The 21,273-nt window shown below is 66.5% G+C and carries 20 protein-coding genes; 7 read left to right on the top strand and 13 right to left on the bottom strand.

Features of this window, described 5'->3' with window-relative positions; all coding sequences use genetic code 11:
• Positions 1–74 precede the first annotated feature (74 nt).
• A complete protein-coding gene (locus tag ABIB51_RS01330; protein WP_354184736.1) occupies positions 75–725 on the top strand; it encodes an amino acid ABC transporter permease in 651 nt (216 codons plus the stop codon).
• Complete coding sequence (locus ABIB51_RS01325) at positions 722–1,555, top strand: amino acid ABC transporter permease (protein WP_354184735.1); 834 nt, start codon at positions 722–724, stop codon at positions 1,553–1,555. Before ABIB51_RS01330 ends, ABIB51_RS01325 begins: the two co-directional genes overlap by 4 nt.
• Before the next feature lie 80 nt (positions 1,556–1,635).
• Here the strand turns inward: ABIB51_RS01325 and dapE are convergent, their stop codons facing one another.
• Positions 1,636–2,787 carry a succinyl-diaminopimelate desuccinylase gene (gene dapE, locus ABIB51_RS01320; RefSeq protein WP_354184734.1) on the bottom strand — a complete coding sequence of 384 codons (1,152 nt, stop codon included), beginning with the start codon at positions 2,785–2,787 and terminating at the stop codon, positions 1,636–1,638.
• An 84-nt stretch (positions 2,788–2,871) separates the two neighbouring features.
• Between dapE and dapD the strand changes: the two genes are divergently transcribed.
• Together dapD and ABIB51_RS01310 are read left to right on the top strand one after the other, a co-directional pair.
• On the top strand, positions 2,872–3,906 hold the full coding sequence (dapD, locus tag ABIB51_RS01315) for a 2,3,4,5-tetrahydropyridine-2,6-dicarboxylate N-succinyltransferase (protein ID WP_354184733.1): 1,035 nt from the start codon (positions 2,872–2,874) through the stop codon (positions 3,904–3,906).
• Between the two features lie 64 nt (positions 3,907–3,970).
• Positions 3,971–4,822: a hypothetical protein gene (locus tag ABIB51_RS01310; protein ID WP_502916049.1), complete on the top strand. Its 852-nt coding sequence runs from the start codon at positions 3,971–3,973 to the stop codon at positions 4,820–4,822.
• Positions 4,823–4,831: 9 nt separating this feature from the next.
• Here ABIB51_RS01310 and ABIB51_RS01305 read toward each other — a convergent pair whose 3' ends face one another.
• Positions 4,832–5,443, bottom strand: a complete 612-nt coding sequence (locus ABIB51_RS01305; protein WP_354184732.1) for a hypothetical protein — start codon at positions 5,441–5,443, stop codon at positions 4,832–4,834.
• A gap of 57 nt (positions 5,444–5,500) precedes the next feature.
• Positions 5,501–6,160, bottom strand: a complete 660-nt coding sequence (locus tag ABIB51_RS01300; protein ID WP_354184731.1) for a TetR/AcrR family transcriptional regulator — start codon at positions 6,158–6,160, stop codon at positions 5,501–5,503.
• A gap of 105 nt (positions 6,161–6,265) precedes the next feature.
• Between ABIB51_RS01300 and galE the strand changes: the two genes are divergently transcribed.
• Entirely contained in the window at positions 6,266–7,279 is a 1,014-nt protein-coding gene (galE, locus tag ABIB51_RS01295; protein ID WP_354184730.1) for a UDP-glucose 4-epimerase GalE, read from the top strand.
• Positions 7,280–7,365: 86 nt separating this feature from the next.
• On the opposite strand, the gene ABIB51_RS01290 is transcribed toward galE, so the two are convergent.
• From ABIB51_RS01290 to fdxA, 3 genes are all read right to left on the bottom strand, one after another.
• Entirely contained in the window at positions 7,366–8,649 is a 1,284-nt protein-coding gene (locus ABIB51_RS01290; protein ID WP_354184729.1) for a citrate synthase, read from the bottom strand.
• Positions 8,650–8,877: 228 nt separating this feature from the next.
• A complete protein-coding gene (gene dapC, locus ABIB51_RS01285; RefSeq protein ID WP_354184728.1) occupies positions 8,878–10,026 on the bottom strand; it encodes a succinyldiaminopimelate transaminase in 1,149 nt (382 codons plus the stop codon).
• A 12-nt stretch (positions 10,027–10,038) separates the two neighbouring features.
• Positions 10,039–10,365, bottom strand: coding sequence for a ferredoxin (gene fdxA / locus ABIB51_RS01280; protein ID WP_354184727.1), 327 nt, complete (start codon positions 10,363–10,365; stop codon positions 10,039–10,041).
• A gap of 166 nt (positions 10,366–10,531) precedes the next feature.
• Between fdxA and ABIB51_RS01275 the strand changes: the two genes are divergently transcribed.
• Positions 10,532–10,774 carry a putative acetyltransferase gene (locus ABIB51_RS01275; RefSeq protein WP_354184726.1) on the top strand — a complete coding sequence of 81 codons (243 nt, stop codon included), beginning with the start codon at positions 10,532–10,534 and terminating at the stop codon, positions 10,772–10,774.
• Between the two features lie 269 nt (positions 10,775–11,043).
• On the opposite strand, the gene ABIB51_RS01270 is transcribed toward ABIB51_RS01275, so the two are convergent.
• The 3 genes from ABIB51_RS01270 to typA form a co-directional block, all read right to left on the bottom strand.
• Positions 11,044–11,853 carry a type IV toxin-antitoxin system AbiEi family antitoxin domain-containing protein gene (locus ABIB51_RS01270; protein WP_354184725.1) on the bottom strand — a complete coding sequence of 270 codons (810 nt, stop codon included), beginning with the start codon at positions 11,851–11,853 and terminating at the stop codon, positions 11,044–11,046.
• Between the two features lie 239 nt (positions 11,854–12,092).
• Positions 12,093–12,470, bottom strand: a complete 378-nt coding sequence (locus ABIB51_RS01265) for a hypothetical protein (protein ID WP_354184724.1) — start codon at positions 12,468–12,470, stop codon at positions 12,093–12,095.
• Positions 12,471–12,504: 34 nt separating this feature from the next.
• Complete coding sequence (typA, locus tag ABIB51_RS01260) at positions 12,505–14,433, bottom strand: translational GTPase TypA (RefSeq protein ID WP_354184723.1); 1,929 nt, start codon at positions 14,431–14,433, stop codon at positions 12,505–12,507.
• 271 nt (positions 14,434–14,704) lie between these two features.
• Here typA and ABIB51_RS01255 point away from each other — a divergent pair, with 271 nt between their 5' ends.
• Complete coding sequence (locus ABIB51_RS01255; RefSeq protein WP_354184722.1) at positions 14,705–15,511, top strand: SGNH/GDSL hydrolase family protein; 807 nt, start codon at positions 14,705–14,707, stop codon at positions 15,509–15,511.
• 143 nt (positions 15,512–15,654) lie between these two features.
• On the opposite strand, the gene ABIB51_RS01250 is transcribed toward ABIB51_RS01255, so the two are convergent.
• The 4 genes from ABIB51_RS01250 to ABIB51_RS01235 form a co-directional block, all read right to left on the bottom strand.
• Positions 15,655–17,370 (bottom strand): ABC transporter ATP-binding protein, encoded by a 1,716-nt coding sequence (locus tag ABIB51_RS01250; protein ID WP_354184721.1) that lies wholly within the window; start codon positions 17,368–17,370, stop codon positions 15,655–15,657.
• A gap of 11 nt (positions 17,371–17,381) precedes the next feature.
• Positions 17,382–18,374, bottom strand: a complete 993-nt coding sequence (locus tag ABIB51_RS01245; RefSeq protein WP_354184720.1) for an ABC transporter permease — start codon at positions 18,372–18,374, stop codon at positions 17,382–17,384.
• A complete protein-coding gene (locus tag ABIB51_RS01240; RefSeq protein WP_354184719.1) occupies positions 18,364–19,293 on the bottom strand; it encodes an ABC transporter permease in 930 nt (309 codons plus the stop codon). The genes ABIB51_RS01245 and ABIB51_RS01240 overlap by 11 nt, the downstream gene beginning before the upstream one ends.
• Before the next feature lie 217 nt (positions 19,294–19,510).
• Entirely contained in the window at positions 19,511–21,154 is a 1,644-nt protein-coding gene (locus ABIB51_RS01235; protein WP_354184718.1) for a peptide ABC transporter substrate-binding protein, read from the bottom strand.
• Positions 21,155–21,273: the final 119 nt, after the last annotated feature.

The following is a 21,273-nucleotide window of genomic DNA, read 5'->3' as shown; positions in this document are numbered from 1 at the left end:
GCGCCTGGCGCGGCGACGGCAACCGCCTCTCCTTATGTTCAGCCCGAATCCCCTCAAGGCAGCCGAAGGAAACTATGGACGTCATTATTGAAAGCCTCCCCCAGTACTGGGACGGCTTTCTCAGAACCCTCTTCCTGTCCGTGGTCTCGGGGATCTTCGCACTGATCTTCGGCACCGTGCTCGCGGCAGCCCGCGTCTCGCCCATCGCCGCCCTCCGCGGCTTCAGCATGGCGTACGTGGAGATTGTCCGGAACACCCCGCTGACCATCGCCTTCTTCTTCGCGGCCGTGGTGCTGCCCCGCCTCGGGGTGACGTTCCAGCAGTTCGAGGTGGCCGCCATCATTGCGTTGAGCGCCTACACCTCGGCCTTCATCGCCGAAGCGGTGCGCTCGGGCGTCAACAGCGTCCCGGTCGGCCAGGCCGAGGCCGCCCGCAGTATCGGCATGAAGTTCAGCCAGGTCCTCAGCCTGATCATCCTCCCGCAGGCCCTGCGCACGGTGATCCCGCCCATGATCAACATCCTGATCGCACTCGTGAAGAACTCCTCGGTGGCAGGCGCGTTCTTCGTGCTGGAGCTCTTCGGCTACGGCCGGCAGCTCGCCAACGCGCACGGCGATGCCGTGCTGTGGGTCCTGGTCGGCGTCGCCTTCTTCTACCTGCTGATAACCGTCCCGCTTGGCTACCTGGCCACCGTGGTTGAACGAAAGGTGGCGATCGCCCGATGAGCTCGGTCCTTTACGACGTCCCCGGGCCCAAGGCCCGCCGCATTTCCCTGATCGGCTCCATCATCGGCATCGTCGCGATTGCCGGTCTCCTCGCCTGGGCCACCTCCATCCTTGCTCAGCAGGGTATTTTCGAAGCGAAGCGCTGGGAGGTCTTCCAGATCCCGGATGTCTGGGCGCTGATCGGCAACGGCATCCTTGCCACGCTCAGCGCGGCCGCTGTGGCTGCCGTGATCGCGTTCCCGCTGGGGCTCGTGCTGTGCCTCATGCGCATCTCCGATGTGGCCTGGATCAGGATCCCGACACGGATCGTGCTGGAATTCCTGCGCGGCATGCCCGTGGTCCTGATGATGTTCTTCGTGCTGCTGGTGTTTGCGACCGGCTCCTTCGTCGCCGTCGTGGCGGGCCTCGTGCTCTACAACTCGGCGATCTTCGCGGAGATCATCCGCGCCGGCATCCAGTCCCTGCCGAAGGGCCAGCGTGAGGCCGGCCTCGCGATCGGCCTCACCAGTTTCGCCTCCCGGCGCAGCGTCGAGCTGCCCCAGGCGATCCGCCGCATGCTGCCCTCGCTCGTGGCGCAGCTCGTGGTGCTGTTGAAGGACACTTCGCTGGGTTACATCGTTTCCTACGAGGAACTGCTGCGGAAGGTGCAGATCATGGCCGACTTCCTGGGCCCGGAGTACCTGTTCCCGGTGTTCTTCGTCGCGGCGGCGATCTACATCGCCATCAACTTCTCCGTGTCCCGGCTGGCCATCTGGATCGAGCGCCGCGGTTCCAAGAAGACCGCCGGTGGCGTAGCGCATGTCCCGGCCGCCGGGATCGCCGTCAAGTAGTCCACCCGCATCGCAAGAAGGTCCGGAACTCCCGTCAGGGGCTCCGGACCTTCTTGCGTTGGGCGCTAAAGCCGGCGGCTCTACGCCGCGAGCCAGCTCCGCAGCGCCCGCAGGCATTCACGGATCGCCTCCGCCTCGACATGCTCGTTGTCCTTGTGCGCCAGCAGCGGGTCCCCCGGTCCGAAGTTCACGGCGGGAATGCCCAGTTCGCTGAAGCGCGCGACGTCGGTCCAGCCGTACTTGGGCTTGGGCTCGGCCCCGACCGCGGCCACGAAGGACGCTGCGGCCGGGTGGGTCAGTCCCGGCCGCGCCCCGGCGGCGCTGTCGGTGCGGACGACGTCGAACCCGGCCAGGAGTGCCCGCACATGGTCTTCGGCCTCGTCCGGCGTCTTGTCCGGGGCGAAGCGGTAGTTGATTTCGACGACGCAGCGGTCCGGGATGACGTTGCCGGCGGTGCCGCCGTTGATCTTGACCGCGTTGAGGCTTTCCCGGTAGTCCAGTCCGTCCACGGTGATGGTCTGCGGCTCGTACGCGGCCAGCCGGGCCAGGATCGGCGCCGCGGCGTGGATCGCGTTGCTGCCCATCCAGGCGCGGGCGGAGTGGGCCGCCTCGCCGAGTGTGGTCGCCTCGAAGCGGATGGTGCCGTTGCAGCCGCCCTCCACCGTTCCGTCCGTGGGTTCCAGCAGAATCGCGAAGTCCCCGCCCAGCAGGCCGCCGTGGTTGCGCACCAGCCGGCCGAGCCCGCTCTTGACGGCCTCGACTTCCTCATGGTCGTAAAACACGAAGGTGACGTCCCTGGCCGGCTCCCCGCCGCCGTCGAACAGGCCGGCAGCGAGGGCAAGTTGCACCGCGACGCCGCCCTTCATGTCGGTGGTGCCCCGTCCGTAGAGGATGCCTTCGCCGGGGGCGCCGGAGGGCCAGTAGGAAGGCACGGTGCCAAGGGATCCCTCGGTGACGGGCAGCGGCACGGTGTCGAGGTGCCCGGCGAGGATCACCCGTTCGGCGCGGCCGAGGGTGGTGCGGGCGATGATCGAGTCACCGTCCCGGACCAGTTCCAGCTGCGGGACCGAGCGGAGGGCATGTTCCACGGCGTCCGCCAGGGCCGTTTCGTTGCCGGAGACGCTGTCAATGTCGATCAGGGCGGCGGTCAGCAGCGCGACGTCCTGGCGGAGGTCAAGGCGGGCGGGCACCTGCGGGCGCGGGGTATGGGCAGTGGATTCCTGGGCAGTCACGGTTCCACTTTATCCGCCAGCGCTCCCGGTCACGTGGGCGTCTTGAGTTTCAGCCACCGCGGACGCCCTCTATAGACTTGGAGAATGACTGAGACCGCTTCTTCTGCTGTGCCCGCCGCCCCCCGCTCTGACACCCCCGCTGACGCCCGCTCTGCTTATGGATTTGGCGTCGCCACCGTTTCCAGCCGCAACGGCGCGGCCACCGTACTGGACGTCTGGTACCCGGCGCCGGCCCTCGGCATCGCGGCGGAGCACCTCCGCGACGCCGCCAACGCGGACCAGAGCCTCAGCGACATCGCGGACCACGGCACCGACGCGGACCGTGGCACCGAGCAGAAGGTCGTGTTCGTCCAGATCCACCTCGATGAGGCACCGGCGGACACCGCGGACGCCTACCTGCGCCTCCACCTGCTCTCGCACCGGCTGGTCCGGCCCAACAGCATCAACCTCGACGGCATCTTCGGCAAACTCCCGAACGTCGTGTGGACCAACTTCGGCCCTGCCGCCGTCGAGGACTTCGAGCTGACCCGGGCCCGGCTGCGCAAGCGCGGCGCCGTGACCGTCTACGGCGTGGACAAGTTCCCCCGGATGGTCGACTACGTTATTCCCTCCGGCGTCCGGATTGCCGACGCCGACAGGGTCCGGCTCGGCGCGCACCTGGCCGAGGGCACCACCGTCATGCATGAGGGCTTCGTGAACTTCAATGCCGGCACCCTCGGCACGTCCATGGTGGAAGGCCGCATCTCCGCAGGTGTCGTCGCCGGCGACGGTTCCGACGTCGGCGGCGGAGCGTCGATCATGGGCACCCTGTCCGGCGGCGGCAAGGAAAAGATCGCCCTGGGCGAGCGTGTACTGCTTGGCGCCAACTCCGGCGTGGGCATCAGCATCGGCGACGACTCCGTCGTCGAGGCCGGCCTGTACGTCACGGCAGGCACCCGTGTCCGCGTGATCGGGCCGAAGGACGCCGACGGTGAGGACACCAGCCGGATCGTGAAGGCCGTCGAGCTCTCCGGGGTCGCCAATCTGCTGTTCCGGCGCAACTCGTCCACCGGCGAGGTCGAGGTCCTCCCCCGCAAGGGGCAGACCGTCGAACTCAATGAGGCCCTGCACGCCAACTAGGGTTGGGACAACGGGCCGACCGGCTCATGAACGGACCGGCCTGCGGGCCTGAGGGAGTAGTTACTTGGCACGCAGAGGCAGCTGGCGGCGGCGGATTGTGCTGTTGCTGACGCTGGCGATGGTCGCCGGCGGGGTCTACACGGCGGTGGCGTTCCTGGACCGCTCGGAGACCCTGATTTCCGAGCGCTGCACCGCCGAAGGGAGCGGGAGGGCCGAACTCGCCACGGACCAGGCCGCCAACGCGGCCCTCATCACCGCCGTCGCGGTCCGGCGCGGACTGCCGGCACGGGCGGCCAGCATCGCGCTCGCCACGGCCATGCAGGAGTCCAAGCTCCGGAACATCGGGCACGGCGACCAGGCAGGGCCTGACTCACGCGGGCTGTTCCAGCAGCGGCCGTCCCAGGGCTGGGGCACCGCGGAGCAGGTCATCGATCCGTACCACGCGAGCAACGCCTTCTACAACGCCCTCGTGAAGGTCCCAGGCTACGAGTCGCTGGAAATCACCGACGCCGCGCAGCGGGTCCAGCGGTCGGCGTATCCGCAGGCGTACGCCCAGCACGAGGTGATGGCCCGCGCATTCGCCTCCTCGTTGACCGGACGGACGGCTGCCGGGCTGGACTGCACCCTGCGCGCCCCTGACGAGGCCGGCGACCCGGCCGCCGCGCAGGAGCGGCTGTCCGAGGCGTTCGGCGCCGTTCCGGTCACCGTGGAGGGAAACACCCTGCTTGTTGAAGCCGAGGGCGCCCAGGCCTGGGCCGTGGCGCAGTGGGCCGTGGCCAACGCGAAAGGGCTGTCCATCGCCGCGGTAGAAGCGGACGGCCGAGGCTGGACCCGGGAAGCCCGGAACGGCTGGCGCCCGGCCGACGTTCCGGCGGGGCAGGTCCGCGTGGCCCTCGCCGAGGCACCTCCCAAGTAGCCGTCCGGCTCAGACCAGCAGGTCCACCACGGGCTGAACGTAGCTGCGGAACAGTTCCGGCTGGGAGAACAGCTCCCGGCTCATGAGGATCTTGTCCGGCTCGAGGTACCAGGCCCGGGGCTCGGCCAACGGCAGCTCGATGATGGTCAGGTTGAAATCACGGGCCGCCCGGCCCACCTCCAGCAGCCTGTCGTCCACCATGTCGGCCAGCAGCTGCACGCCGCCACCGGCCTCCCTTTCAGCCTCGAGCGCGACGTACTCGCCGCGGCGTTCCCGGGCCCAGGACAATGCCGCACCGAAGTGCGCCTGCAGCACACGCCGGAGCGCGGGTGAATTGCTGAACGCCCGGAAGCCGGGCGGTCCCAGTTCGGGCGACATCTCCGGATGCGCTTTGAGGAGCTGCTCCCACCACGCTTCCCACTCGGTCTTGAGTGCGGAGTGGCCGCCTACTTCAGCAATGAGGTGGGTGTGGTCGGAGGACCGGATCTTTGGTGCCACGTGGCACAGTGCCGGGTGGCCGGCGCTGTTGAGGCCGGCGGCGTCGCGGACATACAGGGCAATGAGCATGGGACCCGAAGTGTCCATTGTGATCCGCCAGCCAGGTCCGCCTGTGTGGTGCATCCGATAGCCTCCTTGGCAAGACGTACTATCCCAGTGTATTCCTCACGCTAACGCAGGTTAATGGCGTGGAACACGGTTGCCCAGGCCGGCCAGATGGGCTTCCAGCACGTCCCGGCACATCCGGGCAGTCATCCATTCGGGCTGCAGCAGTGCGTGCATGGTGAGCCCGTCCAGGGTGGCGAGCAGCCCTTCGGCCTCGGTGACGAGCCGTTGCTGATCCGGGCCTGCCTCCTGGGCCGCCTGGGCACCCTGCCCGCCGTCGGCGGCCGTGAGTTCCATCACGAGCCTTCCCACGATCGCAGCGACGGCACGGTGGCTGCGGTCCGCCTCCGGGGCCAGGAACGGTTTTGTCCTGGCGGCGTTCTTGAAGGCCATCCAGACGCACGCGTCGACGGCCCGTTCCTCATCCAGCGGCAGGACCTCGCCCAGCAGTGCTAAAACAGCCTCGTGGTGGTCCGCGGTGCCCGGCAGGAGGCCGCCAAGCCGGTCGTCGGCCGCCGTCAGCCGCCCGACGATCCGGTCGACGACGACCCCGAAGGAGTGGACCAGCAGCTCATCACTGCTGGCGAAGTAGTGCCGGACGGATCCGACGGCGAGTTCGGCCTCGACGGCAACTTCCCGGAGAGACGCCCGTTCGAGTCCATCTGCTGCCACGATCCTGAAGACCGCCTGGACCACTTCCTGGCGCCGTAATGCGGCGTCGACAAATTTGGGCATTAGTCTTTTTTAGCACGGATGAACCCGTCTGACGGCGGGGCACACCGCCGGCGGTACGGCTTGCCCGCCACAGCCCGGGCGCGGAGGTGGGATAGCCTAGGAGGCATGAGAATTCTGGTTACTGGTGGCACCGGTTACATCGGTTCGCACACCGTGCTGTCCCTGCAGGAAGCCGGCCATGAGGTGGTGGTCCTGGACAACCTGGTGAACTCCAGCGAGGAAGCGCTGCGCCGGGTCGCCGAACTCAGCGGCATCCCCGCGGTGTTCCACCGCGCGGACCTCGTGGACGAGGCCGCGGTCGACGCCGTCTTCGCCGAGCACACGATCGAGGCCGTGATCCACTTCGCCGGGCTCAAGGCGGTCGGCGAATCCGTCCGGGAACCCCTGCGCTACTACCACAACAACCTCGTCGGCACCCTGAACCTGCTCCGCGTGATGGACCGGCACAACGTCCGCTCCATCGTCTTCAGCTCCTCCGCGACGGTCTACGGCGAGCACAACCCCAGCCCGTACCTGGAAAAGATGGAGATCGGCGCGAACAACCCCTACGGCCGGACCAAGGAACAGGTCGAGGACATCCTCGCGGACCTCGGCGCCGCGGACCCGCGCTGGCACATCGCGCTGCTGCGCTACTTCAACCCGGTCGGCGCGCACCCCTCCGGCCGGATCGGCGAGGACCCGCAGGGCATCCCGAACAACCTCGTCCCCTTCATCGCCCAGGTCGCCGTCGGCCGGCGCGAGAAGCTGATGGTCTTTGGCGGCGACTACGACACCCCGGACGGGACCTGCCAGCGGGACTACATCCACGTCGTCGACCTCGCCGAGGGCCACGTCGCCGCGCTCGGGCACATCAGCGGCCGGGCCGGGGTCCACCGCTGGAACCTCGGCTCCGGCACCGGATCCTCCGTCCTCGAAGTGCTCCGCTCCTTCGAAAAAGCCGCCGGCAAAACCATCCCGTACCAGATCACCGCCCGCCGGCCCGGGGACCTGCCCGCGTTCTGGGCCGACGCGTCCTCGGCCCTGGCCGACCTCAGCTGGTCCACCACCCGGACCGTCGACGAAATGTGTCAGGACCACTGGCGCTGGCAGAAAAACAACCCCCAGGGCTACACCGCCTGAGCCGCACGCCCCCGGACAAACGACGCCGGCCGCGCTCCTCGTCTGAGGTGCGCGGCCGGCGTCGTACTGCGTGGGTCCTTAGTGCACTACACCGAAGGGTAGTTGCGCTCCGGCTCGCCGATGTAGAGCTGGCGCGGACGGCCGATCTTGGTGTTGGGGTCGCTGATCATTTCGCGCCACTGGGCAATCCAGCCCGGCAGGCGGCCGATCGCGAAGAGCACGGTGAACATCTTCTCCGGGAAGCCCATGGCCTTGTAGATCAGTCCGGTGTAGAAGTCCACGTTCGGGTAGAGCTTGCGCTGGATGAAGTAGTCATCATTCAGGGCCTTTTCCTCGAGGCGCAGGGCGATCTCCAGGAGTTCGTCGTTGCCGCCGAGCTTGGTGAGGATCTCGTGCGCCGTGGCCTTGACGATCTTGGCGCGCGGGTCGTAGTTCTTGTAGACGCGGTGTCCGAAGCCCATGAGGCGGACGCCGTCCTCCTTGTTCTTGACCTTCTCCATGTAGTCCTCGGGCTTGGTGCCGTCGGCCTGGATCTGGCGCAGCATCTTGAGCACTGCCTCGTTGGCGCCGCCGTGGGCGGGGCCGAAGAGTGCGTTGATGCCGGCGGACACGGAGGCGAAGAGGTTCGCGTTGGACGAGCCGACCAGCCGGACCGTGGAGGTCGAGCAGTTCTGCTCGTGGTCGGCGTGCAGGATGAGGAGCAGGTCCAGCGCCTTGGCGACGACCGGGTCCACCTCGTACTGCTCGGCCGGAAGGCCGAAGCTCAGGCGCAGGAAGTTCTCCACGAGGTTGTGGGAGTTGTCCGGGTAGAGCATCGGCTGGCCGATGCTCTTCTTCAGGGCGTAGGCGGCGATGACCGGCATCTTGGCCAGCAGCCGGTAGGTGGAGACCTCCACCTGCTCGGCGTTGAACGGGTCCAGCGAGTCCTGGTAGAACGTGGAGAGCGCGGACACGGCCGAGGACAGCACCGGCATGGGGTGCGCGTCCCGCGGGAAGCCGCTGAAGAAGCCCTTGAGCTCCTCGTGCAGCAGGGTGTGGTGGCGGATCCGCTGGTCAAAGGCTTCCAGCTCGGTGGGACTCGGCAGGTTGCCGTAGATGAGCAGGTAAGAGACTTCCAGGAAGCTCGAGTGCTGGGCGAGCTGTTCGATCGGGTAGCCGCGGTAGCGCAGGATGCCGGCGTCGCCGTCGATGTAGGTGATGGCGGACGTGGTGGCCGCGGTGTTCATGAAACCGGGGTCAAAAGCAACGGCACCGGTCTGCTTCAGCAGCTTGGAAACGTCGTAGCCTTCGTTTCCTTCTACAACCTGGATGCGCGGGAGTTCGAGCTCGCCGCCGGCATGGCGCAGGGTTGCGCTGGTGGTCTCAGTCATGGAGTCTCCTCTGAGGCGTCGGGGCCTCTGTAGAAAGCTGGTCCAACTTCTGGTGAAGCGGCCTGCGGATCCTGTTTTGGACACGGATTCCAACGGCTGCGCTGCCTTCTTGTGGAAAGCCACCATTGATAGTCAGTTAAAAACTACCGGCAGTTTCCGGGTGGCACTAATTCATGGCCGCCCGGACCCGCTCAAAACGTGCCAGTTGTGGCACGTGTCACAGCTTTGTTACGGCCCCGTAGCCAGACGGGAGGCCGCGGCGTCAATCCTCTCATCGCTTGCCGTCAGCGCCACGCGGATGAAACCGTTCCCGGCATCGCCGTAGAAGACCCCGGGGCCGACGACGATTCCGCGGTCCGCGAGCCGGCCCACCGTGTGCCAGGTGTCCTCGCCGGCGGTGGCCCAGAGGTACAGCCCTGCCCGGGAGCCTTGGATCGTCAGCCCGAAGCGCTCCAGCGCCGGCACGATCCGTTCCCGCCGTCCGCGGTACAGGTCTTTTTGCGCCAGGACGTGAGCGTCGTCGCCGATCGCCACCCGCATGGCCTCCTGGACCGGGTAGGGCACGATCATGCCGGCGTGCTTGCGGCTGTTGACCAGGTTGGCCATGATCGCCGGATCCCCGGCGACGAAGGCGGCGCGGTAGCCGGCCACGTTGGACTGTTTGCTCAGCGAGTAGACCGCGAGCAAGCCCTCATGCGACCCGCCGGCGACCTCGGGATCGAGGATGCTGGGCACCGGGGACCCGCCGCGCTGGACATCCCATTCGTCCCAGCCGAGCTCGGCGTAGCATTCGTCCGAGGCCACGACGGCCCCGAGCTCCCGGGCCTGGGCCACGACTCGTTTGAGCGAGGCCTTGTCCCGCACGCTGCCGGTGGGGTTGGCCGGGGAGTTGACCCAGACCAGGCGGACGCGGGCCCGGGTGGCGGGGTCGAGCTCGTCGAGGTCGTCCGCGGCGATCTGCTCGGCGCCGGCGAAGGTGGCCCCGATGTCGTAGGTGGGGTACGCGACGGCGGGACGCACGACGACGTCGCCTGGTTTGAGTCCGAGGAGGAACGGCAGCCAGGCCACGAGTTCCTTGGAGCCCACCGTGGGCATGACGTTCTGCGGGTCGAGGCCGGGCACGCCGCGGCGGCGGTCAAACCACGTCGCGATGGCCTCCCGCAGCGCGGGGGTTCCGTGGACCGTCGGGTAGCCGGGGGCGTCGGCAGCGGCCCGGAGCGCGTCCTGCACGACCTCCGGCGTCGGGTCCACCGGGGTGCCGATGGAGAGGTTGGCGGCTCCCCCGGGATGTTCGGCTGCCCGCGCGAGGTACGGCGCCATCGCTTCCCAGGGGTAGTCGGGCAGGCTGAGGCCAAAGCTGCGCAGCGCGGATGTCACCGAAGCGCCGCCCTAGCTCTCTTGGTTCTGCGGCGGCAGGGCGGCAATCATGGGGTGGTCCGTGTGGGTGTTGCCGATCTTCGCGGCACCGCCCGGGGAACCGAGAACGTCAAAGAACTCGACGTTGGCCTTGTAGTAGTCGGCCCATTCCTCGGGAGTGTCGTCCTCGTAGTAGATCGCCTCCACGGGGCAGACCGGCTCACACGCACCGCAGTCCACGCATTCGTCCGGGTGGATGTACAGCGAACGCTCACCTTCGTAGATGCAATCAACGGGGCATTCTTCAATACATGCCTTGTCCTTGACATCTACACACGGCTGCGCGATTACGTACGTCACGTCCCTTGCCTCTCCACGTTGGTTCCGGCGATCCGCCGGATGGTGCTCCCGGCCTGAGCGCCGGCTGCTGACTTCTGAGCCTATTATCTCCCAGCCGGTTCCCGCGAACCTAGCCGGGCGTCACACGGACACAGGTCCTTGTGTTCAGTGGTCCTAGTATGAACTGGTGAGTTCGCCAATGCCCCCGCCGCAGCAGTTCCTTTCCGCTGCCCCGCTGGGCACCCGCGTCGTGGTCCGGTACCGGATCGAGGGCGGCCTGACGGACGTGCTCGGCGAACTGGTGGGCCGGGCCGGGGCCGAGTGCACCGTCCGGACCCGGCGCGCCGACGTCGTGATTCCCCTGCCGCTCGTGGTGGCAGCGAAGGAAGTCCCGCCCGCGCCGCCGCGCCGCAACCCGCGCCAGGCCTGATCCGGGCCAGATCCGGGCCACGCTGCCGCCGGCTACCCCTACCCCCGCACCCCACCAGTGGACATGCCCTCCCCTGGCCTCAAGCGGTGGACATAATGCCACTATGTCCATTCCTTGCAGCCAGCGTGGGACATGTCCAGCGCTCGTGGCTTCGAAGGTGGGACATGTCCAGCGCTGGCGGCTGCGAACGAGGGGCATGTCCATGGTGGGCTTCGAAAACTGGACATGCTCCCTGGCCGGCATGCGGCTGCGGGAGGGCATGTCCGGTGCTAGGCGGCGGCGGAGAGCCTGTTCAGCGCGTCCCGGACCAGGGCAATGAACTCCTGGGGGTGATTCTTCAGCAGCGGATAGCTGACAACCAGGGTCGGGATACCCAGCCTGGTGGTGACGTTCCACCGCCGCCGGTCTTCCTCGAAACTTGCCTTGTCCATGTGGAAGCCTGCACCGTCGGTTTCGATACCGAGGCGTCCGTCAACCATCAGGTCGAGGTGCCCCATGCCGGGGATGTTGACCTGCGATTCGACGTGGAAGCCAGCACGCCGCAGCAGGAACCTGGCCATGCACTCGATGATGGACTGCGATTGCGGGACAATCCCTGCCACGATCCGGCGCTCCCGGGCGTCGTTCCGTCCGCGCAGCCGCCGGCGCAGTTCCCGGAGCGAAATTCCTTTGAGCACGACGGCGGATTCGGCGATGACCAGTCCGTCGAGCTCAGGCAGGCAGCGCAGGCTTTGCACAACGGAATCCAACAGGGTGGGCGGCGCGGCCGATCTGTGGCAGACGAACCCCGGGTAGCGCCGGCTGTGCGGCACAGCGATATGCGGCTGCGCTGCCTGCTCCAGCACCCAAAGCCCTTCCAGCTGGGCGGCCGTGACGCAGCCGGGCTCTGCCGGCAGCGAGCGGATGGAGACGAGGCCGGGATCGGCGCCGGGCAGAGCGTACACGCCCCGGGCCACCCGGGAAACGGCACCGCGGGCGAGGGCGGCCTGGAGCTGGAAATCCGAGACCCCCGCGGCAGCGAGATGTTTGGCGCGGGCGACGCCGTCGTACTGTGCGAGCACTTCAATGATGTTGGCCATGCGCTCATGGTGCCCGCGGGCGTCGCGGCGCCGACAGGGCTCCCCGCCGCTATGTGCAAAAGCGCATGTCCGACGCACCGAGACCGCGGAGAGCATGTCCATCGGTCAGCAGTGGGCATGTCCACCGCACCGGGCGAGGGATGGACATGGTGCCACGATGCCCATCCGCGGGGGCGAAGAATGGGCATGTCCCCCTGGTGGCCCGGTGGGAGGGAGTGACAGGCCGCTGGCCTGCCGCGTCACCCTTGCGCGGGGCGGTACCGACGGCACCAGGCGAGCATCGCGAGGGTGACCACCGCGATGCCAAAAATCCAGATGTTCCCCGCGGCGTCGGCGATCACGAGGCGCTTTCCGTTCTCCAGCGTGGACCACCAGCCCGTGAGGGCGTAGCAGAGGAGCCCGCAGGCCGCCGCCGGGACGATGGAGCGGAAGGCGGCCCCGAGCCACAGCTGGACGGACCCCAGCAGCAAAAGGGCGGCGACCGCCCCCGAGGGAACATCGACGCCGGCTACCAGGATGCCGTGCCGGTGCAGGGCGGTACCTGCCAGGGCAGCAAAAAGAGCTGCCGGCACGGCGGCGGAAATACCGCGCGCCGTGCCGGCAGCTCTCTTATTCACAAATTATCCGTCGCCGAAACTACGGACGCTGCAATTAGGACTTCGCGCGGGCCCGGTTGGACTTGGCACGCTGGTTGACGTCCAGGATGAGCTTCCGGATGCGGATGGACTCCGGCGTAACCTCGACGCATTCGTCTTCGCGGGCGAATTCGAGGGACTCTTCGAGGGTCAGGTCGCGCGGGGGCGTCAGGTTCTCGAAGGTGTCGGAGGAAGCGGCACGCATGTTGGTGAGCTTCTTTTCCTTGGTGATGTTGACGTCCATGTCGTCGGCGCGGGAGTTCTCGCCGACGATCTGGCCCTCGTAGACCTCGGAGGTGGGACGGACGAAGAAGGAGCCGCGTTCCTGCAGGTTGATCATGGCGAACGGCGTCACAACACCGGCGCGGTCGGCGATCATCGAACCGTTGGTGCGGTACTCGATCGGGCCGGCCCAGGGCTCGTAGCCCTCGGAGATGGAAGCTGCGATGCCGGCGCCGCGGGTGTCCGTGAGGAACTTGGTGCGGAAACCGATCAGGCCACGGGCCGGAACGATGAACTCCATGCGGCACCAGCCGGTGCCGTGGTTGGCCATGTTGGTCATGCGGCCCTTGCGGGCGGCCATGAGCTGGGTGACGGCGCCGAGATACTCTTCCGGCACGTCGATGGTCATGTGCTCCATCGGCTCGTGGATCTTGCCGTCGACGGTCTTGGTGACAACCTGCGGCTTGCCGACGGTCAGTTCGAAGCCTTCGCGGCGCATCTGCTCAACCAGGATGGCCAGCGCGAGCTCGCCACGGCCCTGGACTTCCCAGGCATCCGGTCGCTCGGTCGGGAGCACCTTGATGGAGACGTTACCGATCAGTTCCTTGTCCAGGCGGTCCTTGACCTGGCGGGCCGTGACCTTGGCGCCCTTGACCCGGCCGGCCAGCGGCGAGGTGTTGATACCGATGGTCATGGAGATGGCCGGATCGTCAACGGTGATCAGCGGCAGCGGCTGCGGGTTGTCGACGTCGGTCAGGGTCTCACCGATGGTGATTTCATCGATACCGGCTACGGCGACGATCTCACCGGGGCCGGCGGACTCGGTGGGCACGCGGTCCAGGGCCTTGGTGGCCAGCAGTTCGGTGATCTTGACGCTCTTCATTTCGCCGTTGGCACGTGCCCAGGCGACGGTCTGGCCCTTGCGCAGGGTGCCGTTGTAGATACGCAGCAGCGCGAGGCGGCCGAGGAACGGGGAGGCGTCCAGGTTGGTGACGTGGGCCTGCAGGACACCGTCCGGGTTGTAGGTCGGGGCCGGGATGTGCTCGATGATGGCCTTGAAGAGCGGCTCGAGGTCCTCGTTGTCGGGAGCCGAACCGTCGGCCGGCTGCTCGAGTGACGCGCGGCCAACCTTGGCGGCGGCGTAGACGACGGGGACGTTGAGGATCTTGTCCAGGTCGAGGTCCGGAACTTCGTCGGCGAGGTCGGAGGCCAGGCCCAGGAGCAGGTCCATGGACTCGTGGACGACTTCTTCGATCCGTGCGTCGGGGCGGTCGGTCTTGTTGACCAGGAGGATCACCGGCAGGTGCGCGGCGAGGGCTTTGCGAAGCACGAAACGGGTCTGGGGCAGCGGGCCCTCAGAAGCGTCGACGAGGAGGACGACGCCGTCGACCATGGACAGGCCGCGCTCGACCTCGCCACCGAAGTCGGCGTGGCCGGGGGTGTCGATGACGTTGATGGTGATGGTCTCGCCCATGGAGGACGGTCCGTTGTAGGCCACGGTGGTGTTCTTGGCCAGGATGGTGATGCCCTTTTCACGCTCGAGGTCACCGGAGTCCATGACCCGGTCTTCGAGGTGGTTGTGTGCGGCAAAGGAGTTGGTCTGCTTGAGCATGGCGTCGACCAGCGTGGTCTTGCCGTGGTCAACGTGGGCCACAATCGCGACGTTGCGCAGGTCACTGCGCGATGCAGTGGCTACCGCGGTGTTGGTGGTGGTTTCAGACATGCGTTATTGCTCGATTCAGTGGTGAAGTCAGCTGTGGTATCGCGACATTTCCAACCGGAACGCACGACGGATACGCCCCTTTGGCACAGGGCACCTATTACCATTCTAAACGCTAGGGCATTTATTGGCCTAAAATCCCCGATCCGCCGCCCAACTGCGACTGTGGCCAGCGCGCGGTTTGTGCCGCCGGCTATGAGCAAAGTCACTGGATTTTCCGCCGTTGATGCCCCATGATGGCTGTGATAGCAGCAAGCCAGCCCGGAGATTCTTCATGCGGAACGCCTCGGCTCTGTTCCGTTTCCTCGCACCATTGCTCGCCGTTGGCGTACTTCTGGGCGGCTGCGGGCAGACCACCCCTCCCCAGCCCTACGACCCCGATGTGTGCGGCGCGTCGAAACTGACCACCCCCGCTGCGGGGCCGGATCCGTCCACCATGCCGCCGTGTTCGATCTACCGGAATCCCGCCAGCGATCGGGAAGAAGTCGTCGTGAACGACGTCGGACACACCGCGCTGCTCATCGGCGACTCCCAGTCCGCCCCCGCCGTCGGCTGGCCCCGCCGGGGGCTCACCGCGCTGGGCTACCACGTCTTCTACTGCGGCGCGGGCGGCACCGGCTACGTGGCCGCGAACGCCAAGACCGGCAACTACATCACTGCACTGGAGCGCGGCGACTGGCGGCTCCCCTACGGCTCGCCGCCGTTGGTGGTCATCCAGGGCGGCGGGAACGACGCCGGCACCGGAGCCAGCGACGAGAAGATCACCGCCAACGCCGAAAAGCTGATCAGCACCCTGCGGCAGCGGTACCCCGACGCGACCCTCGCCATGATCGGCACGCTGGCCCTCGGCACCGGCAACGGCGGCGGACGCCGCACCGAGGTGGACACCCTGCTGGGCACGGTCGCCGCGAAGCACGGCATCCCGTTCGTCAGCGTCGGCGACTGGATGACGAAGTATGACCTGTTGCCGTTCGCGACCGACCGAGTGCATCTGGGCACCGAAGGCCACGAGAAGCTGGGCGCCATCCTCGGCACCCGCCTGAAGGACATGGGCCTGCAGGCCAAGGCCGGCCAGGGGTGAATCCTCCGGCCGGCTGCGCTGCCCGGGCACGCCGTTAAAGGCACGGCGTTAAAGACCGGGAGCCGGCGCCCGCCCCGCAGGGTAGGCGCCGGCTCCCGGCGTTACTGGCAGCACACCGGCCGCCCGTTCCGGAACCGGCCGGATCAGGCAACTTCCGGGGGCAGCATAAGGCGTGCACCCGGGATGGCGTTGAGCAGCGCCTTTGTGTAGTCCTGCTGCGGCGCGTCGAAGACGTCGTCCGTCGACCCGGTCTCCACCAGCTTGCCCTGCTCCATGACACACACGTGGTCCGCGATCTGACGGACCACGGCGAGGTCGTGGGTGATGAACAGGTAGGTCAGGCCCAGTCGGGACTGCAGATCCGCCAGCAGGTTCAGCACCTGTGCCTGCACCAGGACGTCCAGTGCGGAGACCGCCTCGTCACAGATGATCACTTCGGGATCCAGTGCCAGTGCCCGCGCAATCGCGACACGCTGGCGCTGGCCGCCGGAGAGCTCGTTCGGGTACCGCTGCATGGTGGACTGCGGCAGCGCCACCTGGTCCAGCAGTTCGCGGACCTTCTTCTCGCGGCTGGCCTTGTCCCCGATCTTGTGGGTCCGCAGCGGCTCCTCGATGGTCCGGAAGATGTTGTACATCGGGTCCAGGGAGCCGTAGGGGTCCTGGAAGATCGGCTGTACCCGGCGCCGGAAGGCGAAGATCTCCTTGCTGTTCAGCGTGGACGTGTCCACACCGTCGAACACGATCTTGCCGGACGTGGGCGTCAGGAGGTTCAGGACCATCTGCGCCACGGTGGACTTGCCGGAACCCGACTCGCCCACGATCGCCGTCGTCGTTCCGCGCTTGACGCTGAAGGAGACGTCGTCCACCGCGGTGAAGTCCGTGGACCGGCCGAACCCGGAGCGCAGCTTGAAGACCTTGCTCAGGCTTTCGATGCGCAGCACGTCCTCGGCCATGGACGGCTCAACTACAACGTCCTCGCTGGGAGCGAGCAGGTCGTCGGATTCGACACCCAGTTCCTTGGCCACCTGGATCCGCCGTGACGCCAGGGACGGCGCCGAGGCGACCAGCCGCTGGGTGTACGGGTGCTGCGGGTTCTGCAGCAGTTCCAGGGACGGCCCCGCTTCGACAACCTGGCCGCGGTACATGACCACAACCTTGTCGGCGCGCTCGGCAGCCAGGCCGAGGTCGTGCGTGATGAGCAGCACGGCGGTGCCGATCTCACTGGTCATCTTGTCCAGGTGATCCAGGATCTGCCGCTGCACCGTGACGTCCAGGGCGGACGTCGGCTCGTCAGCGATCAGCAGCCGGGGCTGGCAGGACAGGCCGATGGCGATCAGCGCACGCTGGCGCATGCCGCCGGAGAACTCGTGCGGGTACTGCTTGGCGCGCCTCGCGGCGTCGGGCAGCCCCGCCTCGGAGAGGACCTTCGCGACGTCATCCTTGCCGTTGGGGAGTCCGTTGGCTTTCAACGTCTCGCGGACCTGGTCGCCGATCTTCCAGACCGGGTTCAGGTTCGACATCGGGTCCTGCGGGACCATGCCGATGTTGTTTCCGCGGAGTTCGATCATCCGCTTCTCGCTGGCGTGGGAGATGTCCTCGCCGTCGAACAGGATCTGGCCGGCCGAGACGCGGCCGTTGCCGGGAAGCAGCCCGATGGCGGCCAGCGCCGTCGTCGACTTGCCGGAGCCGGACTCGCCCACAATGGCGACGGTCTCGCCGGGCATGATGGTCAGGTGCGCGTTCCGCACGGCCTGGACCTCGCCGTTGCTGGTGGCGAAACTGATCGCCAGGTCCCTGATTTCAAGCAGCGGGCGCTCAGCAACGTCGTCCACTTCCAGGATTTCAACAGAGGCGTTCATGGCGTACCCTTTCATCGCTTGCGCGCTTTGGGATCGAGCGCATCACGCAGGGCGTCGCCCAGCATGATGAAGCTCAGGACGGTGATGGACAGCGCGATGGCCGGGTAGAGCAGCGGCATCGGGTTGGACCGCAGCGAGGCTTGCGCGGACTGGATATCGTTGCCCCACGACATGACACTGGGCGGAAGCCCGATGCCGAGGAAGGACAGCGTGGATTCGGCCACGATGAACGTGCCCAGGGAGATCGTGGCGACGACGATGATCGGGGCCAGCGAGTTCGGCATGACGTGGCGCATGAGCGCCCCGAACTTCGAGACACCGAGCGACCGGGCCGCTGTGACGAAGTCCGCGTTGCGGACCTCGATCACGGCTCCGCGGGTGATGCGGGCAATCTGCGGCCAGCCGAAGGTGACCAGGATCAGCACCAGGGTCCAGACCGTACGGTTGGCGCGGAACATCGGCAGCTGCATCAGCACAATGGCGCCGAGGATCAGCGGCAGGGCGAAGAAGATGTCATTGATGCGCGCCAGAATGGCGTCCACCCAGCCGCCGTAGTAGCCGGCGAGGGCACCCATGACGCCGCCGAGCAGGAGCACGCCGATGGTGGTGAACAGGCCCACGGTCACCGAGGACCGCGTGCCGAAGATGACGCGGGCGTAGACGTCGCAACCCTGCTGGGTGAACCCCAGCGGGTGGCCCGGGGCCGCCCCCGCATCCGAGTTCGCCAGCTGGCAGGCCTCGGACGTGGGGTCGATCTGGGAGAACAGCCCGGGGAAGAGCGACACCGCCACGACGATGAGGATCAGGAAGGCCGAAATCAGGAACAGCGGCTGCTTGCGCAGGTTCTTCCATGCCTCGCCCCAGAGGCTCAGGGGAGCCTTGTCCTCCTTGACCCGGTCGGTCGCCTGGAGGGGCGTCTCGGAAAAGTCGGCAACGAAATGCTCGATGTGACGCTGCGCAGGGGCGGGGGTTCCGCGCTTTGCGGTGTTGTAATCAGGAGTCATAGCGGATCCTCGGGTCAAGCCAGGCGTACAGCAGGTCAACGAGCAGGTTGGAGAGGCAGTAGATCAGCACCAGAACGGTGACAATCGAAACTACGGTCGGACCCTCTCCTGACAGGACGGCCCGGTAGAGCCGGTTGCCGACACCCGGCACATTGAAGATGCCTTCGGTGACGATCGCGCCGCCCATCAGGGCGCCGAGGTCCGCGCCGAGGAAGGTGATGACGGGGATCAGCGAGTTGCGCAGGATGTGCACCCGGACCACCTTGAAACGGGACAGGCCCTTGGCCGTGGCCGTCCGCACGTAGTCGGCGCTCATGTTCTCGATCACGCTGGTCCGGGTCAGCCGCAGGACGTAGGCGAAGGAGCCCAGGCCGAGGACGATGGCCGGCAGGATCAGGTCCTGGACCGTCGCGGCCGAGCTGACCGTGGGTTTGGCCCAGCCGAGCTGGACACCGATGAAGTACTGCAGCAGGAAGCCGAGCACGAAGATCGGGATGCCGATGACGATCAGCGAGGCCACCAGCACGGTCGCGTCGAAGAACTTGCCCTTGCGCAAGCCGGCGATGAGGCCGAAGAGAATTCCGAAGAATGCCTCGAAGATGAGGGCCATCACGGCCAACCGCGCCGTGACCGGGAAGACTTCGGCGAGCACCGCGGCGATGGGGCGTCCGGAGAAGTCCTCGCCGAGGTCGAAGGTGAAGATGCTCTTCAGGTAGAGCAGGTATTGGATCCAGAACGGCTGGTCCAGGTGGTATTGGGCGCGCAGCTGGGCTGCCACGGCCTCATTGACCGGTTTGTCGCCGAAGAGTGCCACGATGGGGTCGCCGGGGAGGCTGAAGACCAGGAAATAGACCAGCAGGGTCGCGCCAAGGAAGACGGGAACGAGTTGGAGGAAACGCTTGAGGATGTAAGTCACCATCAGCGAATCACACCTCCGTCAGCAGGCATCCTGTCCGGGGATGCGGTGGGGTTGTTCATCAAAGAACCTTTTCACTATGGATGCAGTGCGACGCCGGTTCACTCACGGCGGGCGGTCTGCGAAAAATTCACCCGAAGAGCCGGGCCTTTAGAAATGTGTGCAGGCAAGACGACGGCGGAGGCCCCAAACCTGGGCAGCCCCCGCCGTCGTTATGTTGTTACTTGCCGGTGATGTTGTAGTACAGCGGGACGCCGTCCCAGCCGTAGTCAACGTTGGTTACCTTGTCGCTCCAGCCGCCCTGGGCGACCTGGTACCACAAGGGGATGGCCGGAAGGTCCTGAAGCAGGATTTCCTGGGCCTTGTTCATGGCCTTGTTGCCGTCACTGACGTTCGAGGCGTTCAGGCCGTCGGAGACGGCCTTGTCGAACGTCGGGTTGGCGTAGTCGGCGTCGTTGGAACCGGCACCGGTCTTGTAGATCGGGCCGAGGAAGTTGTACAGCGACGGGTAGTCAGCCTGCCAGCCGGCGCGGATGGAACCGGTCAGCGTCTTTGCGGTTGCGTCGTTGCGGGCTTCCTTGAAGGTGGCGTACGGCTTGCCTTCAACCTTGATGCCGAGGGTGTTCTTGAGCTGGTTCACAACAGCCTCAACCCATGCCTTGTGTCCGCCCTTGTCGGCGTTGTAAGCGATGGTGAAGGTCTTCTCGGCATCCCACTTCTGGATGGCGTCGGCCTTGGCCCAGGCTTCCTTGGCCTTGGTGGCGTCGAACTTCAGGTTCTCCGAACCCGGGATCGAGTCGCTGTAACCGTCAAGCACGGGAGCCGTGAAGTCCTTGGCCGGCTGGCGTGCACCGCTGAAGATCACCTTGGTGATTTCTTCACGGTTGATGGCCATGGAGATTGCCTGGCGACGAAGCTTGCCGGCCTCACCGCTCCATTCCGGCAGGTATTCCGGGATGGCAATGGTCTGGTTGCCGGCGTACGGCTTGTTGATGGTGCGCTCGCCGAGGTCGGTCTTGAAGTTCTTCAGGGCGCTGGTCGGGATCGTCTGGAGGACATCCAGGTTGTTCGACAGCAGATCCTGGTACGCAGCATCGTCATTCTGGAAGATCTTGAACGTTACGCCGGCGTTCTTGGCCTTGCGGGCGCCGTTGTACTCCGGGTTCGGAACGAGCTGGATCTGCACGTTGTGCTGCCAGCCGCCCTCGGCCATCTTGTACGGACCGTTGCCAACCGGCTTCTCGCCGAAGCCCTTGGGATCCGCAAGCGCACCGGAGGGAACCGGGACGAAGGCGGTGTAGCCGAGGCGCAGCGGCCAGTCGGACTCGGGCTGCTTCAGTTCCACGGTGAACGTCTGATCGTCAACGACCTTCAGGCCGGACATGGTCTCGACGGTCGAGCCTTCTGCGCTCGCCTCGTCGTAGCCCTTGATGCTCTCGAAGAAGCTGCCGCTGAGCTGGGCGTTCTTCGCAGCTGCACCGAAGTTCCAGGAATCCACGAAGGACTTGGCCGTGATGGCCTCGCCGTTCGTGAACTTCTGGTCCTTCTTGACCTTGATCGTGAAGTTCTGGCCATCCTTGCCTTCAATGGACTCGGCGAGTTCGTTGACCGGCTTGCCGCTGGGGTCGTAGCTGACCAAGCCCGCGAAGATCATGTCGACGACCTTGCCGCCACCGACTTCGTTGGTATCGGCCGGCATCAGCGGACGCTGCGGCTCAGATCCGTCGACAAGGATTACCTTGCTGGTGTCGCCACCGGTGCTGCCGCTACCGGACGTGGCGCCGCCACCGGCACCGCATCCGGTCAGGGCAAGACCGGCGATAGCCATCATGCCCAGTGCTTTGGAAGTGCGCGAAACACGCATTCCGCCTCCTATGAGTTGTGGGAGTTCGTCAGGGAAAAACTTATGTTTCCCCGCAGGCAGGCACAGGGGTATCCCCTGTGACGTGGCCTACATATGGAAGTAGCCTAGCCCCAAAATGT

It is taken from the genome of Arthrobacter sp. UYCu712 (genome assembly GCF_040547005.1).
GTDB lineage: Bacteria > Actinomycetota > Actinomycetes > Actinomycetales > Micrococcaceae > Arthrobacter.
The sequence above is the reverse complement of the archived record's forward strand: the minus strand, read 5'-3'. Positions and strand labels throughout refer to the sequence as shown.